The 15,197-nt window shown below is 63.2% G+C and carries 14 protein-coding genes and 1 pseudogene; 5 read left to right on the top strand and 10 right to left on the bottom strand.

The genetic code is table 11. The annotated features are described in order from the left end of the window. Positions 1-29 precede the first annotated feature (29 nt). On the bottom strand, positions 30-2,024 hold the full coding sequence (locus BPNPMPFG_RS12995) for an SDR family oxidoreductase (protein WP_258595782.1): 1,995 nt from the start codon (positions 2,022-2,024) through the stop codon (positions 30-32). A gap of 168 nt (positions 2,025-2,192) precedes the next feature. Here BPNPMPFG_RS12995 and BPNPMPFG_RS12990 point away from each other — a divergent pair, with 168 nt between their 5' ends. After that, positions 2,193-3,107, top strand: coding sequence for a LysR family transcriptional regulator (locus BPNPMPFG_RS12990; protein ID WP_258595780.1), 915 nt, complete (start codon positions 2,193-2,195; stop codon positions 3,105-3,107). 84 nt (positions 3,108-3,191) lie between these two features. On the opposite strand, the gene BPNPMPFG_RS12985 is transcribed toward BPNPMPFG_RS12990, so the two are convergent. From BPNPMPFG_RS12985 to BPNPMPFG_RS12965, 5 genes are all read right to left on the bottom strand, one after another. After that, entirely contained in the window at positions 3,192-3,986 is a 795-nt protein-coding gene (locus BPNPMPFG_RS12985) for an ATP-binding cassette domain-containing protein (RefSeq protein WP_258595778.1), read from the bottom strand. Next, complete coding sequence (locus BPNPMPFG_RS12980; RefSeq protein WP_258595777.1) at positions 3,986-5,083, bottom strand: ABC transporter permease; 1,098 nt, start codon at positions 5,081-5,083, stop codon at positions 3,986-3,988. Before BPNPMPFG_RS12980 ends, BPNPMPFG_RS12985 begins: the two co-directional genes overlap by 1 nt. Positions 5,084-5,138: 55 nt before the next feature. Then, positions 5,139-6,095 (bottom strand): rhizopine catabolism ABC transporter substrate-binding protein, encoded by a 957-nt coding sequence (locus tag BPNPMPFG_RS12975; RefSeq protein ID WP_258595776.1) that lies wholly within the window; start codon positions 6,093-6,095, stop codon positions 5,139-5,141. Between the two features lie 114 nt (positions 6,096-6,209). After that, on the bottom strand, positions 6,210-7,109 hold the full coding sequence (iolE, locus tag BPNPMPFG_RS12970; RefSeq protein WP_258595773.1) for a myo-inosose-2 dehydratase: 900 nt from the start codon (positions 7,107-7,109) through the stop codon (positions 6,210-6,212). Continuing rightward, entirely contained in the window at positions 7,106-8,224 is a 1,119-nt protein-coding gene (locus BPNPMPFG_RS12965) for a Gfo/Idh/MocA family protein (RefSeq protein ID WP_258595772.1), read from the bottom strand. Before BPNPMPFG_RS12965 ends, iolE begins: the two co-directional genes overlap by 4 nt. Before the next feature lie 98 nt (positions 8,225-8,322). On the opposite strand from BPNPMPFG_RS12965, the gene mocR reads away from it, so the two are divergent. Continuing rightward, on the top strand, positions 8,323-9,774 hold the full coding sequence (mocR, locus tag BPNPMPFG_RS12960; protein WP_258595771.1) for a rhizopine catabolism transcriptional regulator MocR: 1,452 nt from the start codon (positions 8,323-8,325) through the stop codon (positions 9,772-9,774). A 10-nt stretch (positions 9,775-9,784) separates the two neighbouring features. Here mocR and BPNPMPFG_RS12955 read toward each other — a convergent pair. Next, positions 9,785-10,988: pseudogene (locus BPNPMPFG_RS12955) on the bottom strand (MFS transporter). A 191-nt stretch (positions 10,989-11,179) separates the two neighbouring features. Further along, positions 11,180-11,638 carry an Lrp/AsnC family transcriptional regulator gene (locus BPNPMPFG_RS12950; protein WP_258595769.1) on the bottom strand — a complete coding sequence of 153 codons (459 nt, stop codon included), beginning with the start codon at positions 11,636-11,638 and terminating at the stop codon, positions 11,180-11,182. A gap of 172 nt (positions 11,639-11,810) precedes the next feature. Here BPNPMPFG_RS12950 and BPNPMPFG_RS12945 point away from each other — a divergent pair, with 172 nt between their 5' ends. Next, positions 11,811-12,545, top strand: a complete 735-nt coding sequence (locus tag BPNPMPFG_RS12945) for an AzlC family ABC transporter permease (protein WP_258595768.1) — start codon at positions 11,811-11,813, stop codon at positions 12,543-12,545. Then, positions 12,542-12,841 (top strand): AzlD family protein, encoded by a 300-nt coding sequence (locus tag BPNPMPFG_RS12940; RefSeq protein ID WP_258595766.1) that lies wholly within the window; start codon positions 12,542-12,544, stop codon positions 12,839-12,841. The genes BPNPMPFG_RS12945 and BPNPMPFG_RS12940 overlap by 4 nt, the downstream gene beginning before the upstream one ends. A 55-nt stretch (positions 12,842-12,896) precedes the next feature. Here BPNPMPFG_RS12940 and BPNPMPFG_RS12935 read toward each other — a convergent pair whose 3' ends face one another. Continuing rightward, a complete protein-coding gene (locus BPNPMPFG_RS12935) occupies positions 12,897-13,532 on the bottom strand; it encodes an FMN-dependent NADH-azoreductase (RefSeq protein ID WP_258595764.1) in 636 nt (211 codons plus the stop codon). Between the two features lie 112 nt (positions 13,533-13,644). Here BPNPMPFG_RS12935 and BPNPMPFG_RS12930 point away from each other — a divergent pair, with 112 nt between their 5' ends. Next, the gene (locus BPNPMPFG_RS12930; RefSeq protein WP_258595763.1) at positions 13,645-14,601 is read left to right on the top strand and encodes a LysR family transcriptional regulator; all 957 of its coding nucleotides are present in this window, start codon (positions 13,645-13,647) and stop codon (positions 14,599-14,601) included. Here the strand turns inward: BPNPMPFG_RS12930 and BPNPMPFG_RS12925 are convergent. Continuing rightward, positions 14,534-15,160 carry a TetR/AcrR family transcriptional regulator gene (locus BPNPMPFG_RS12925; protein ID WP_258595762.1) on the bottom strand — a complete coding sequence of 209 codons (627 nt, stop codon included), beginning with the start codon at positions 15,158-15,160 and terminating at the stop codon, positions 14,534-14,536. The genes BPNPMPFG_RS12930 and BPNPMPFG_RS12925 overlap by 68 nt on opposite strands. Between the last annotated feature and the right edge of the window lie 37 nt (positions 15,161-15,197).

Below are 15,197 nucleotides of genomic sequence, written 5' to 3'. Positions count from 1 at the left end.
ATCCCGGCCGAAATTCGACATGCCCGGCGTCACCCGTCACGCTTGACAGCCGATTTGATGATGCGACCAGCAAGCTGCCCGCCATCCACGGGGATGACGGCTCCGGTTATGAAGCCGGAGGATGGCGACGAAAGCCACAGCACGGCGTCGGCGATGTTCGCGACGGTCCCCAACCGGCCCATCGGAACAGCCATCGCGGCCATTTGCTGCGCTTGCTCTCCGGCTGCCTCCAGATGATGGGTCAGGATAGGTCCAGGCGCTATCACATTCACGCGGATGTTGCTGTCGGCATAGTCGAGCGCCGCGACGCGGCCCAATCCGATGATGCCGGCCTTGCCCGCCACATAGGCCGAGAGCCCCGAGACACCTTCGACACCAGCCGTCGAGGCCATGTTGACGATGGTGCCGCCATCATTTTCAAGCATGGCCGCGATCTGAAACTTCATGCCATGAAACGTTCCGTGAATGTTGGTGCGAATGCCTCTGTCGAACGCTTCCGCATCGATCTGCGCAAGTGGTGCGGGCCTCGGTCCATCGGTGGCGTTGTTGAACGCGGCATCCAGCCGACCGAACGCTTCAATCGTCCTGGCGACGAGGATTTGCATGCTGTGGGGATCAGTGACATCAGCCCGGACAGCGAGGGCGCGGCCTCCCGCGGCCTGGATTTGCAGCGCCACATCGTCGATGGCCGACTGATCCCGCGCCGCGAGCACGACCACTGCTCCGGCCCGGCCGAACGCCCTGGCCGTCGCGGCGCCGATTCCCTTGCTGGCGCCAACCACGAGCGCGACCTTGCCGGTAAGATCAATCAATGCCGTCATATCCGTCTCCTGAGTTTTCCTTGGGATGCAGCACGTATCGCGCCCATGCGGAATCGACGGCGCGCCGATCCGCTCCTGGCGGGCAGCATCAACGGCCGACCGCCATGGCGATCTCCTGAGGCAAGCGACCGAGCATCCCCTCGTAGGCGGTGTTGGTGAGCAGCACGGCGATGCGTTCGCGCCGGTGGTCGATGCACCACCAGTGTCCGTAGACGCCACCCCACGATATAGTTCCGGGAGAGAGCGTTGAGTTCGCCGTGGCAGGATCGACAAGCACGGCACCCGTCCAGGAAAAGCCCCATCCGGGTCCCTGTGCCATCGCTTCGGCGCCAACCCGGGGCGGCGCGCCTCTTCCCGGCACGTCGCGGACAGGAAATCTCCCTGGCGAAACGCTTCGAGCAGCCGCATCACGTCCTGCGCCGTTCCCGCCATGCCGGCACCGCCGGACGGGAAAGCGTGATCGCGTCCAATCCGCGACGGGTCGAACCGCACCGACGAGCCCAGATATTCGGGCAATGGCACTTCCGTTGGACCTGTCATAAGCCGAGGTGCCGTCGCCCCATCGTAATAGGGCGTTGCGAGTTCGCCAGGCTCGGCTCGGAAGGACGCAGTCAGGCCGAGCGGAGCAACGACCAGATCGGTTATCGCCTGTGGCAACGGCTTTCCGGCTGCCGCTTCGACGACGGCACCCAGCACATCGGTGGCGATCGAGTAGCGCCAAGCAGAGCCGGGTGTACCGCTCAGCGGGACCGAGGCGATGCGCGCCAGGTTTTCGGCAAGCGAGATATCGGCATCATCGAGCCCATCGGAAACGCCAACTCTGGCGTAGGGGCCATTGTCGTTCTGCTGGAAGCGATAGTCGAGCCCCGCCGTGTGAGACATCAGCTGATCCACGGTTATCCGTGCCGATGTTCCATCAATCATTCTGGGCGCGAAGTCCGGCAGCCATTTTTCAACCGGATCTTCGGCCGACAGCGCCCCGGCCTCGATCAGCTTCAACGCCGCCATGGTCGTGAACGGTTTGGTGACGGATGCATAGCGGAACGGCGTGTCCATTTTCATCGGCCGTCCCACCTCACGGTCGGCCAGGCCGGCGGCACGATCGAACACGATACGGCCCCGCTCTGAAACCAGGACAACACATCCGACGACGCGCGCGGCCGCGAGCGCGCTGTCGATGGCGTCATCAAGGGCGCCAATCATTCCACCGTGGGGTCGACCAGGCCCAGCGAGCCCCCGTGTCTGCGATGGGAGAGTGGTTTCTTGCGGCATGGTTCAATCTCCGTTTCGGACCCGAACCGAGAAATAGCCTCGACAACCCTCCATAAAAATGGGCACATTCGCGCAAGCATCATGAAGGCAGACTTAACGATGGACAGCAGCATTCTGGCGGGATTGCCTGTCTTCCGCATGGTGGCGCGGGTTGGCGGGTTCACCGCGGCCTCAGGCCGGCTCGGTATCTCGGTGTCGGCGGTGTCCCAGTCGATCCGGCAGCTTGAGCTTCGCATGGGAATACGTCTGTTCGACCGAACGAGCCGCAGCGTGAGGCTTACCGAGCGCGGCCGCAAATTGCTGGAAGCGATCGAGGGACCGATCGGTCTGCTTTCGGGGGCCATCGAGACGGCCAGGGAGATGGACGGCGAGCCGTCCGGTCACCTCAGGATTACACTGTCGAGACTGGCGGCGGAGATCTGCATCTTGCCGACAATGGCCGATTTCGTCAGGCGCTATCCGGCGATCCGGCTGGAATTGTCGACCGACGACCGGCTGACCGACATCGTCAGCGGCGGCTTCGATGCAGGCATACGCTTCAGAGGCACTCTGGAGTTGGACATGATCTCGGTGCCGCTTGGACCGCCGCTGCGCCGTTCCATGCTCGCCAGCAGGGATTACCTTGCGCGGGCAGGCGAGCCGCAAACGCCAGAAGACCTGTCGCGGCATGCGGTCATCCGCTATCGCTTTCCCGGAAGTGGTCGGCTGGAACCACTCATGCTGCGTCGTGGCGAGGAAACCATCCAGCTAGATCCACCGGCAGTCCTCATCCTGGATGACAACGGACATTTCGCATTGGCTTCGCGCGCCGGACTGGGACTTGCCCAGCGGTTTCGGGCCACCGAGGAGGCGGCCATAGCCTCAGGCGCATTGGTCAGCGTGCTGGACGCCTATGAGCCGGAACCGCAACAGTTTCACATCTATTTCCCGTCGCGCGACCTTCAGCCGGCAAAACTGCGGGCCTTCATCGACTGGTTCAAGACAGGTCGTGCCGGGCTTGGCGCGGCCCGTTGAACAGGACGGCACCGAAAAGTCCCATCAAGCCGGTTCAAATCGGAGCGACGCCAATCCTGTTCAACTCTCGACCTTCTGCTTTGCTTATGCCGGGCTGCTTTTTGCGACTTTGCTCAGTTCCTGCTCCAGATCCACCAGTTCCTTGCCGCCCGCCATCAGATTGAGCAGCTGATCGCGATCGATTTCGCTTTTCGCGTAGGTGCCGGTGCTTCTGCCGCGTTTCAGCAGCGTGAAGCGGTCGCCAACCACGTAGGCGTGATGAACGTTGTGGGAAATGAAGATAACGCCGATGCCGCGCGCCTTGGACTGAACGATGAGCTTTAGAACCACGGATGCCTGATGGACCCCGAGCGCCGATGTCGGCTCATCCAGGATCAGCACCTTGGCGCCGAAATAGACGGCGCGAGCGATGGCCAGGCACTGCCGTTCCCCGCCCGAAAGCGTGCCGACGGGCTGTTCGGGATCGCGCAGCTGGATCCCCATCGCCGACAATTCGTCGTACGCGGTGCGATTGGCGAACTCGGCGTCAAACTGGCTGATCGGGCCGAACTTGCGCATCGGCTCGCGCCCGAGAAAGAAGTTTCGCGCCACGCTCATGAGCGGCACCAGCGCCAGGTCCTGATAGACCGTTGCGATGCCGCTGTTGCGCGTATCGGCCGGCGACGCAAACCTTGTCGGCTTGCCCTGGACGCGGATTTCACCCTCGTCGGGCGTGTAGACGCCGGACAGCGTCTTGATCAGCGTCGACTTGCCGGCGCCATTGTCGCCAAGCAGACAATGCACCTCGCCGGGACAGACGTCGAAGGACACATCCTTCAACGCAACGACCGACCCGAAATACTTGCTGACCGACCTCAGTTCGACATAGGGCTCGGCCATCACCGGCTCCTCATGGCGCGGTTGCGCACATAGCTGTTGAACAGCACCGCGATGACCATCATGGCGCCCATGAACAGCTTGAACCAGTCGGTGTCGATGCCGGTGTAGAAGATGCCCATTTGCACCACACCGAAGATCAATGCGCCGAACATGGCGCCGATGGCCGATCCATAGCCGCCGGTGAGCAGCGTGCCGCCGATGACGACGGCAATGATGGCCTCGAATTCCTTCTGGGTGCCGCGCAGCGTGTCGGCCGAACCCGTGACCAGGACCTGGATCGCCGCAAAGAGCGCGGCCGCCATGGCCGTCATGACGAACAGCGTGATCTTGGTGCGCGCTACCGGCACACCGAGATTGCGCGCGGCATTGGCTTCGCCGCCGGCGGCGAAGATCCAGTTGCCGAAGCGGCTGCGCGTCAGCAGCCAGGTGCAGAGCAAGGTCAAGACGATCCACCAGACGATCGACACCGGAATGCCTGAGATCGACGGCAGGCCGTCGGCACGCTTGCCGATCAGGCCGATGTCCGAAAGCCACGTGATCAGGCTGGACAACACCTGTCCCGAAAACAGGCTGTTGAGAGGATCGTGCAACGCCAGTTCATGCACGCCCGAAACCTGGGTTCGCCCTGATATGCCGCGCGTGAGACCGAGCGTGAGGCCGCGCAGCATGAACAGGCTGCCGAGCGTCACGATGAAGGAGGGCAGTCCGGTCCTGACGACGGCGAGCCCGTTGAGCGCGCCGATGCCGCCGCAAACAGCGAAGGTAAACAGCAGCGAAAGCCAGATCGGCCAGCCCCAGAACACGGAGGGGATGGCGATCAGGATTCCGGCAAAGCCAATCATCGAGCCAACCGACAGGTCGAACTCGCCGGCGATCATCAACAGGGCCACGGGCGCGGCGAGAATGCCAAGTTGGGCCGAGACCTCGAGGAAATTGATGATCCCCTTGGCACTGAAAAGTCCCGTATTTCCCGCCGTGATGGCGAAGAACACAAAGACCAGAACGGTTCCTGCCGCCGCGCCAAGCTCCGGCCTGCTCAGCAGGCGGCTCAGGCGGGAGACGGACCGGACCCGCTCGTCGCGTATCTCTGCAGCCATGGATGCGTCACCTTCATCAGTGAAAGCGGCCGGGACGAAGCCCGGCCGCGAGCGGTCAACGCTTGCCCAGTTTTGCCAGCTCGATGACCGAGGCGGCAGTGTCCTTGGTGACGAAGCCGGGTCCCGTCGGATAGTCGGCGATCGGCATGATCTTGTACTTCTTCCAAAGGTCGAACATCGCGACCGGGATATAGCCCATGGCATATTGCTGGGCGTCGATGCCCCACTCCATCTTGCCGGCAACAACGGCCTGCAGGATGGTGGGAGACAAATCGAACGTGCCGGTTTTCACCTTGCCCGCGAGGCCCATTTCATCAAGCGCGGCCAGCGTCGGTTCGGCACCGCTGGCGCCGACAGCGAGAATGAACTGCGTATCCGCATGGGCGGTCATGTAGGCGATCATGCGGTTCTTCATTTCAGTCGGGTCGATGACGCCGTTCATCACCGGAACGTCGACGCCCATACCCTTGGCAAAGCCGGCGCAGCGGTCGTCGAGGCTGGAATTGCCCACCTCGTGATTGGCGCAGACCGCCTTGGTGAGGCCGAGCGCCTTGATGCGCTCGCCTGCCATGACACCTGCCTGGAATTCGTCCTGGCCCATGAACAGCAGGCCGCCAAGATCATGGGTCAGCTTCGAGCCGCCGGAATCGATGACAACAACCGGGATGCCGGCGGCAATGGCATTCTTGACCGGAGCTGAAAGGGCCGCGGCGTCAGGGATCGAAACAACCATCCCGTCGGGCTTCGAGGCGGCAATGGCGTCGATCATCTGCGCCATCTTGGCCATGTCGAAGGTTTCGGGCGCCAGATATTCGGCCTTGACGCCCAGCGTCTTGGCGGCATCGTCCATGCCGTTTTTCACCACCGACCAGTAGGGATCGCCGCTCTGGCCATGGGTTACGAACACAACGCGCGTTTCGTCGGCGGCCGCAAGGCTCGTGGCCGCCGTCATCAGTGTTACGCCGGCCAGCAGGCCGAGTGCAGGCTTTATTAATTTCGCAAGCGAAAACATAACAACCTCCTGTTTGTTTTCCGCCGCCGCAGTTACGGTCGGCAGTCCAGTTGCCCCTTTATTCCAGTTTCATTCATCAGCACTGGTTCCCTGGAGGCCGCATGGCGGCCTCGATCATTCCATGACGGTAAATCCGGCCTCCCTGGCCATGCGCGACAGATTCCGGAATCCCATTGTCGCATAGGTCAGCGGGTTGGCCTTGCTGGGATCCTGCTCGGCCTCGACGACCAGCCAGCCGCTGTAGCCGTTGTCGGCAAGCACGCGCAAAATCGAGGGATAGTCGATGGACCCGTCGCCGGGAACCGTGAATATCCCTTCCATGACCGCGCCCATGAAACTCATGTCGTCGGCGCGGGCACGATCGAGGACGGCTTTGCGCGCGTCCTTGCAATGCACATGCACGACGCGCTTGACGTGCGCCTTGATCAAGGCCAGCGGGTCGCCGCCCGAAAATGTCGAATGGCCGGTGTCGTAGAGCAGGCCGACCGCCTCGCCGGTGTGCCGCATCAGCAGGCCCACCTCGGCGTCGGTCTCGACGATGGTCCCCATATGGTGGTGAAAGGCCATGCGTACGCCGAAATCCGCCATCCGCTCGGCCAGCGCGGTCAGTTTTCTGCCGTAGGCCGGCCATTCCTCCGGGCTCAAGGCCGGGCGCTGCGAGATCGGTCCCCAGATGGCGTTGTGGCGCCCGCGCGAGGTGTCGGCATAGACGACATGGGTCGAGCCCATATCCTTCAACAGCTGGAGATGCGGCATGATCGCATCCATTTCCGCGCTGACGTCCTTCTCGTCGCAGCGGCCATCATACCAGCCGGAAATCACGGCAAGGCCATAGCGCTCCATGATCGGCTTCAGTTCAGCCGACCGGCGCGGAAACTTGCCTCCAAGTTCGGTGCCGGAATAGCCGGCCTGTTTGGTTTCGCCGAGACAGACCTCAAGCGGCGTATCGCCGCCGAGTTCCGGCACGTCATCGTTGCTCCAGGTGATCGGATTGATGCCGATGCGAACCGTCACGGGCGAACTCCTGATTGCTTGAGCTGGGCAAGGTGATACCGGGCGAGGCCGGCCAGCAGCGTCATGTCGCGACGGGCGTGCTCGGCGGTGTTGCGCACCGGCGTGCCTTCGACGATCGCCGACCAGAAACCTTTCAATTCCTCGACAAACGCCTCTTCGTAGCCGCTGCGGATATCGCGGCTGGAAAGCGTGTGGCCATCGCTGGTGCGGACGGTCAGCCGCGTCGGCTGGTGGTTGAGATAGGGCGAGGGGAATTCCAGTTCGAGCGAGGCGTGGTCGAAGTAGAGCGTGATGCGCTCGCGGTAGTCGGCTAGCCCAGGTACGGCCAGATGCACCATGTTCCACAGTGCCTGGCCGCCGAGCAGCCTGACCGCACCCTGGCCGCCTTCGCCCTTGGCAAAAAGCGAGGCGCCGACAATGTCACCATCGGCGACGCCGAGCGCATCGAGCAACCCGTGGATGGCGTTCACGTCGTGCACGATCGCTGAACAGTAGGCGCCGACAAAGCCACGGAAGGCGTCGGGATCGTCCAATCCGGGCACCGCGCGGTCCACCTGCTCACGCTGCCTGGCCTCGGTCGAGGCAACCAACCCCGCTGCCACGTCGTCGCCCCGGCATGTGGAGTGGTGCCGCACGAACGGCCACGCATCGGGATCATTGACCTCGACCGAAACATAGCGAAGCGTCCGCGCCGTGCCCGGCAGCATTTTCAGTGCCGCCTCGTAGCTTGGATCGAAACGCTTCATGTAGCCGACCTGAAGCACCTTGCCGGCGCGATCCCTGGCGGCGATCAATTCGTCGATGTCCCCGGCGCCGTAGCAAAGCGGCTTTTCGCAGAAGACGTGCAGCCCCCCGGCGAGGGCGGCGAGTGCCTGTTCCCGGTGCAACGCATCCGGCGAGGCTATGATCACGGCGTCAAGCGGCATGGCAAGAAGCGCATCGAGATCGGCGAATGTGTTAAGGCAGAATTCCTCGCCGACAAAGTCGCGGACTTTGCGCGAAGGATCATAGACACCGAGGATCTCGAACTGCCGGTGCAATTTGAGCAGATTGGGAATGTGCTCGACCTGGGCGACGCCGCCCGCACCGATCACTCCCACCCTTATGCACTGCATCGGTCAGCCCCATCTGAACCTGAACGCTTTTTTCTTGAGCCTAGGGCTGCTTTGGTTCCATTGTTAGAACCAGATTGCATTGATTTTTCGGAACCACGATGAAGACCAGTTTTCCAATCGACGGCATCGCCCTGGATCGCGAAAGTCCCGCCAACCTGCACCGGCAGCTCTATGTCCAGTTGCGCGACCTGATCGAGCGGCGCGTGCTGCCGAGCGGCCACGCGCTGCCCTCGACACGGGTCATGGCGCGGGATCTGCAGGTGGGCCGCAACACGGTGATTGCCGCTTGCGACCAGCTGGCGCTGGAGGGCTATCTGGCCATACGGCCACGCAGGCCCTCGGTGGTCATGGATCTGCCGACCCGTTCGGCCACTGCGGAGCATGTGTCGGCCGAGGGCGAGAATCCGATATCGCTGCGCGGGCAGACCATGCTCGCCCAACCCTATCATCATGGCCGGCCCGGCATACTTGCGTTTCATCCGGGCATGCCGGACCCGGACAATTTTCCATTCACCACCTGGTCGAAACTGCTTAGTCGCCGGGCAAAATTCGCCCATATCGACCTGTTCGGCACCTATCACGTCAAAGGCTATCCACCGCTTTGCGAGGCCATTGCCCGCTATCTCACCGCGTCGCGGGGCGTTAAGTGCACCGCCGAGCAGATTGTCGTCACCAATGGCGCCCAGTCGGCGTTCGACCTTCTGGCCCGGCTGCTCATCGATGATGGCGACACGGTGTGGATGGAGGAGCCGGGATATTATGGGGCGGGTTCGGCCTTTGTCTCGGCCGGAGCGAAACTGGCACCGCTGCGCGTCAGCAATGCAGGCTGGAACCTTGATCCGCCGCCTGTCATTCCGCGCATGATTTTCGTGACGCCCTCCTGCCATCACCCGCTCGGCATAACCATGCCGATGGAACAGCGGCTCAATCTCCTGCACATGGCGGAGACCTGGCGCTCCTGGATCATCGAGGACGACTACGATGGCGAATACCGCTTTCAGGGGCAGCCTATCCCGGCGCTGCAGGGCATCGGTGCGTCAAACCGCGTGGTCTATGTCGGTACCTTCGCGAAGATCCTGTTTCCGGCGATGCGCCTCGGCTTTCTGGTGGCGCCCAAGGCAATAGACCATACGATCGTCTCGGCGCTGAGCGTCACCGGCCAGTTCGCCCCCTTGCTCACCCAGGCTGCGCTGGCGGACTTCATGAACGAGGGGCACTTTACCCGCCATCTCAGGCGCATGCGGCGTCTCTATGCGGACAGGCGGCAGTTCTTCCTGGAAAGCGCTCAAAGGCATCTCGGAGAATGGCTGGATTTCCATGCCACGGAATCCGGCATCCAAATTGTCGGCATTTTCCGCGCTGGATGTAACGACAAGGCGATTGCCGAGGCGTTGCTCCAACACGGGATCAACGTCTCGGCCTTGTCTATCCAGTACCGTCACGGCACGGAACAAAACGGGCTTGTCATGGGCTTTGCGGCTGCCGATGCGCAGACGACCGAAAGGACGATGCAAAAATTTCGTGGCTTGCTGAAAGCCCATTTTGAGTAAATTCCCAGGACTACGCTGGCTGCAATTCCCGGCGCGGCAGTGGCGGGAAGGCGATGGCGATGGCGACCGCGCCGAGCCCGATGATAGCCGAGCCGATGAACAGCCAGGAATAATTGGCATAGGCATCGAACACCACGCCGCCGGCCAGCGGACCGAGCGCCATGCCGAGGCTGGACAGCATCGTGGCGGCGCCGAACACCGTGCCGAGGATGCGCTGGCCGAAATATTCGCGCGCCAGCACCGCATAGAGCGGCATGACGCCGCCATAGGTGGCGCCGAAGATGACGGCCAGCATGTAGAACTGCTCGAGCTGGCTGATGCTGAGATAGGCGGCAATCACGATCGCCTGGATCGTCAGGCCCGCAATCAGCACCGGCTTGACGCCGAGCCTGTCGGCAAGCACGCCGTAGAAAAGCCCGACCGCCAAGGCCAGCAAGGCCCTCGACGCTGTAGATCGAGACCGCCGCCATGGGGGCGACGCCGCACAGCATGGCATAGCTCACCATGTGGAAGATCGGCCCGGAATGCGCCGCGCAGCAGGCAAAGAAGGTCAGCCCCAGCACGATGAATTGCGGTGAGCGCAGCGCCTGGCCGATCTTCAGGCCGGCGCCCTCGGCAACCGGCGTGGAGCCGGCATCGACTGTTGCCGGCTTTGGCGGCTGACGGACCAGCAGCACCGCCGGCAACAGCAGCACCCAGGCGGTGATGCCGATGTCGAACATGGCGGTGCGCCAGTCATAGGCCGAGATCAGCCAGCGGGCGAAGGGCGAGATCGTCATCGGTGCGACGCCCATGCCGGCCGAGACCAACGAGACCGCAAGGCTGCGGTTGGTGTCGAACCAGCCTGTGGTCAGCGCGATCATCGGCGCGAAGAAGGCGCTGGCGGCGAGGCCGACGAGCACGCCATAGGTGATCTGGAAGCTCAGCAGCGAGCCTGCGCGGCTGGCCAGCACCAGCGCCAGGCCGAGCAGCACGGCGCCGATCGTCACGACGATGCGGGCGCCAAAGCGGTCCGACAGGGCGCCCCAGGCGAAGCCGCCAAGGCCCATCACCAGGAAGTTGAGCGTCATGGCGCTCGAAATGCCGGCGCGCGACCAGTTGGTGTCGAGCGCCATCGGTTCGAGGAAGATCGCCAGCGAAAACATCGTGCCGATGGCGACACAGGACATCAGCGCGCCAGCCGCGACGATGACCCAACGATAGGAAAGGTTCATTCAAATCTCCCATGCCAGAGGGCAGCGCTGCGCGCTGCTTGCACCCGAAGGACGCCGGCACGGAGGCCGATCCTACAATCCGGTTGCATTTTTTATCCAGTCTGAGATGACGCTGTTTTCCCGGCGATATGGTCTTCTTTTGGACGCATCTCGTTGTCCCAAAACCGCTTCACACTTTTGGGCGACATGCGTCAGAGCGGCAGTTCCGACGTGTACTTGATCGTCTGGCTGGGGACGTCGGTCTTGACGTTCTGCACGCCCTTTATGCGGCTCAGATGCTCCGACTGGAAGCGGCGGTAATCGTCGATGCCGGCCGCCACCACGCGCACCATGGCATCACAATCGCCGAGCATCAGATAGCATTCCATCACCTGGGGCAGCTTGGCCACTTCGGTGGCGAAATGCTCGATCGTGTCCTCATCCTGCGCCTTCAGCCAGATGCGTGTGAAGAAGGTGAGGCCCTTGCCGATGCTGGCCGGGTTGAGCACGGCGACATAGCGGTCGATGACGCCGGCTTCCTCCAGCAGCTTCACGCGCCGCAGGCAAGGCGACGGCGACAGCCCGACCTCATTGGCCAGATCGTTGTTGGCCATGCGGCCGTCGCGTTGCAGTGCCCGCAGGATGCGCTTGTCGATCTCATCCAGCTTCATGGCTGTGGATTCCATTTTTTTGGCGATCAGTGACACTCAATGCCAAAATTCGGTGAAATACAACAGTCTTCGCAACCAAATTGCGAGTGGGTATCGGTATGTTTGCCGCCGACATCACGAGATTCCAGACGCAACCGGAAGCGGCGGCCGCGAGGCCGGCCGATGGCAAAGCATGAGCATTTCACAGGCAGTCGAGACGGCGGGCGACGGTTCGGGGTCCGAGTTCCGTCGTGGCGTGGCTTCATGCGCGCCGGTGCTGTTGGGCACCATCCCCTATGCGCTGGTGCTCGGCGCCCAGGCCACCCAGAAAGGCCTGAGCGTCGTCGAACTGTCTGTCATGACCGGGCTGAACTTTGCCGGGGGGTCGGAATTCGCGGCGATCCAGTTGTGGACGTCGCCGCCGCACATCGTGCTCATCGTTGCCATCACCTTCCTGGTCAACAGCCGCCATCTGCTGATGGGGGCGGCATTGGCGCCGTTCCTGCGCCATTTGCCGCGGCGCAAAATGTTCCCGGCGTTGTTTTTCCTATGCGACGAAAGCTGGGCGCTCGGCCTTGCCGACGCCAGGCAGCGGGCCGCGGCGGGCATCACGCCGGCCTTCAGCCCGCGCTACTATATGGGTGCGGCGCTGGCGATGTATCTCACCTGGGTGGTCTTCACCACGCTGGGTGCCTTGCTCGGGCCGATGCTGGGCCATGTCGAGACCTATGGTTTCGACATGGCGTTCCCGGCCGTCTTCCTGGTGTTGATGCGCGGCATGTGGAAAGGCATGGCCGCCGCGCGGCCCTGGCTGGTCAGCCTCGCCGTCGCGGCGCTGACCTATCTCATGGTTCCCGGCGCCTGGTATGTCGCGGCGGGCGCGCTGTCGGGACTGGTCTCGGCCTGGTTCTTGTGGAGAGAAGCATGATCGACGCGACGACGCTTCTTACCATCGTGCTGATGGCCGGCGTCACCTATCTGACCCGGATCGGCGGCTATGTCGTGCTGTGTAACCGCACGCTCAGCGCCCGCGCCACGGCGGTGATGGAGGCGGCACCCGGTTGCGTGCTGATCTCGGTGATCGCGCCGGCCTTCGTGTCGAGGAATCCCGCCGACCTTCTGGCGCTGGCCATCACTTTTGCCGCCGCAACGCGTCTCTCCATGCTGCCGACCGTGCTGATCGGGGTCGCTTCGGCGGGTCTTTTGAGACACCTGATCGGCTAGAACAAAAAAGGCAGGCGCGGGCGCCTGCCTTTCGATGCGGATGATGATCGGCGCTTTATGCGGCCGCCGCGATTTCCCGGCTCACCGCCACCACGGCATCGACCTTGGCGGTCGCCTTGGCGAGCGCGGCGGTCACCGCGTCAGGACCCATGCCGACGCCTTCGATGCGGATGACGTCGACATCGGTCATGCCGATGAAGCCGAGCACGCTGCGCAGGTAAGGAATGGCGTGATCCATCTGCACGGCCGCACCCTCGGAATAGATGCCGCCGGAAGCCAGCACGATGTAGACCTTCTTGCCGGTGACGAGGCCCTTGGGGCCATTCTCGCCATAGGCAAAGCTCTTGCCGGAGCGGGCTACGTGATCGACCCATGACTTCAGCGTCGAGGAGATGTTGAAGTTGATGAAGCCGGTGGCGAGGATCACCGTGTCGGCGGCGAACAGTTCGTCGAGCACGACGTCGGAGACGCCGACCACTTCAGCCTGGCGCGGGGTGCGCGCTTCGGCCGGCGTGTAGATACCGGTCGCATAGTCGGCATCGATATGCGGCAGCGGATTGGCGACGAGGTCGCGCACGACAAGCGTGTTCGACGGGTCGGCGGCGACAAGCTTTTCAGCGAATTCAGTCGCAATGCGGGTCGAGTGCGAGGCAGCGCCGCGCGGGCTCGATGTGACGAGAAGGATGGACATTGTGGGCTCTCCAGGGGTTTGAAATAATTTGTCTCGCTGGATATGGGGCCATCGACCCATTTGAAAAACTGGTATATTTTCTATACTATCCATCCATAAAGTGGATATGATCATGCAGCCCAATCCGACGCTCGACCAACTTCAGATCTTTGTGACCGTCGCCGAAACCGGCAGTTTCTCGGCCGCCGGCCGCAAGCTCAACCGCGCGCAATCCGTCATCAGCTATGGCATTGCCAATCTCGAGGCGCAGCTTGGGCTGAAACTGTTCGAGCGCGACGGCACGCGCGAGCCGCAGCTGACCGAGATCGGCCGGGCGATGCTGGAGGATGCGCGGCGCATGGTCGGCGTGCTGCAGCGTATCCGTTCGCGCGTCGACGGCCACCATCAGGGGCTGGAGGCCGAAGTCGCGCTGTCGGTCGATGTGGCGCTGCCATCGCCGGTGCTGGTGCGCGTGTTGAAGGCGTTCGAAGCGCAGTTCCCGACCGTGATGCTGCGCCTGCATATGGGCACGCTCGGCCTGATCCCGGATTATGTCGTCAATGGACAGGCCGATCTCGGCATTGGCGGTCTGCTCGGCGAGGTCGACGTGCATCTTGTGCGCATCGGCTTCATGTCGATGGTGCCGGCCGCGGCACCCAGCCACCCGCTGGCGCTGCTACCGAAACCGGTGGCGATCGAGGATGTGCGCGAACACACCCAGCTCGTCGTCACCGACCAGTCCGAGCGCACCAAGGGGCGCGATTACGGCGTCTTTGCCTACCGCACATGGCGGCTGACGGATATGCGCACCAAGCATACGCTGATGCGCGAGGGACTGGGTTGGGGCGGGCTACCGCGCTGGCTGATCGCCGACGATCTGGCCAGCGGCCGGCTGGTGGAACTCGATCTCGAGCCTTTCAAGGAGGTGAGTTCGCCACTGTTTGCCATGCACCGCAACGATCGCAGTCCGAAGCCGGCGGCGGCCTGGCTGATCGAGCAGTTCAAGCGCCAACTCGGCTGCTTCAACGAGTTCGAACCGGGCGAGGTGCCCGAGGAAGAGCCGGAGACAGTCCATCAATCAGCGCCATGAGAACGACGCGGTAATCCTTGGGCGACGAACCGGCCTCGATGGCCAGTGCCGCCCGGTCGAAGGCGGAAGCGAGCAGCATGGTCAGCGCCTCCGCCGGCAATCTCGTCATCGTCTGCGCCCGCATGGCGGCGACCAAGCCCTCGCGCAGCGAGCGGTTGCCGTGGCGGTTGTCGATCGCGTCCATGGCGGCGCGGCCAAGCACGGCCGGACCATCGAGCAACAGCAGCCGCGTGCGGCCGGGCGCTCGCATGGCGGCAAGATACGCATCCGAGCCGGCAATCAGCGCGTCGCGGGCATCGAGCGCGGGCGGCGAGGCGCGCTCGATCTCGTCAGCCACGGTCGCTGCCTCCTGCTCGACCACGGCTGCAAACAGCGCCTGCTTGTCGGCAAAATGGTGGTAGAGCGCGCCGCGCGTGACGCCGGCTGCAGCGACGATCTCGGGCGTGCCGGTCTCGGCATAGGATTTTTCGGTGAACAGTTTTCGCGCGGCGGCGATCAGGTCGGCGCGCGTCGCCTCGGTGCGGTCGCGGTTGGAGCGGCGCGCGGATTCCTGTTGCATACATGCAGCCTGTATGTTAATTCAATTTACATGCAGA

It is taken from the genome of Mesorhizobium sp. AR07 (assembly GCF_024746815.1).
In the GTDB taxonomy this organism is placed as follows: domain Bacteria; phylum Pseudomonadota; class Alphaproteobacteria; order Rhizobiales; family Rhizobiaceae; genus Mesorhizobium.
This window is presented reverse-complemented; position numbering and strand designations above follow the sequence as displayed.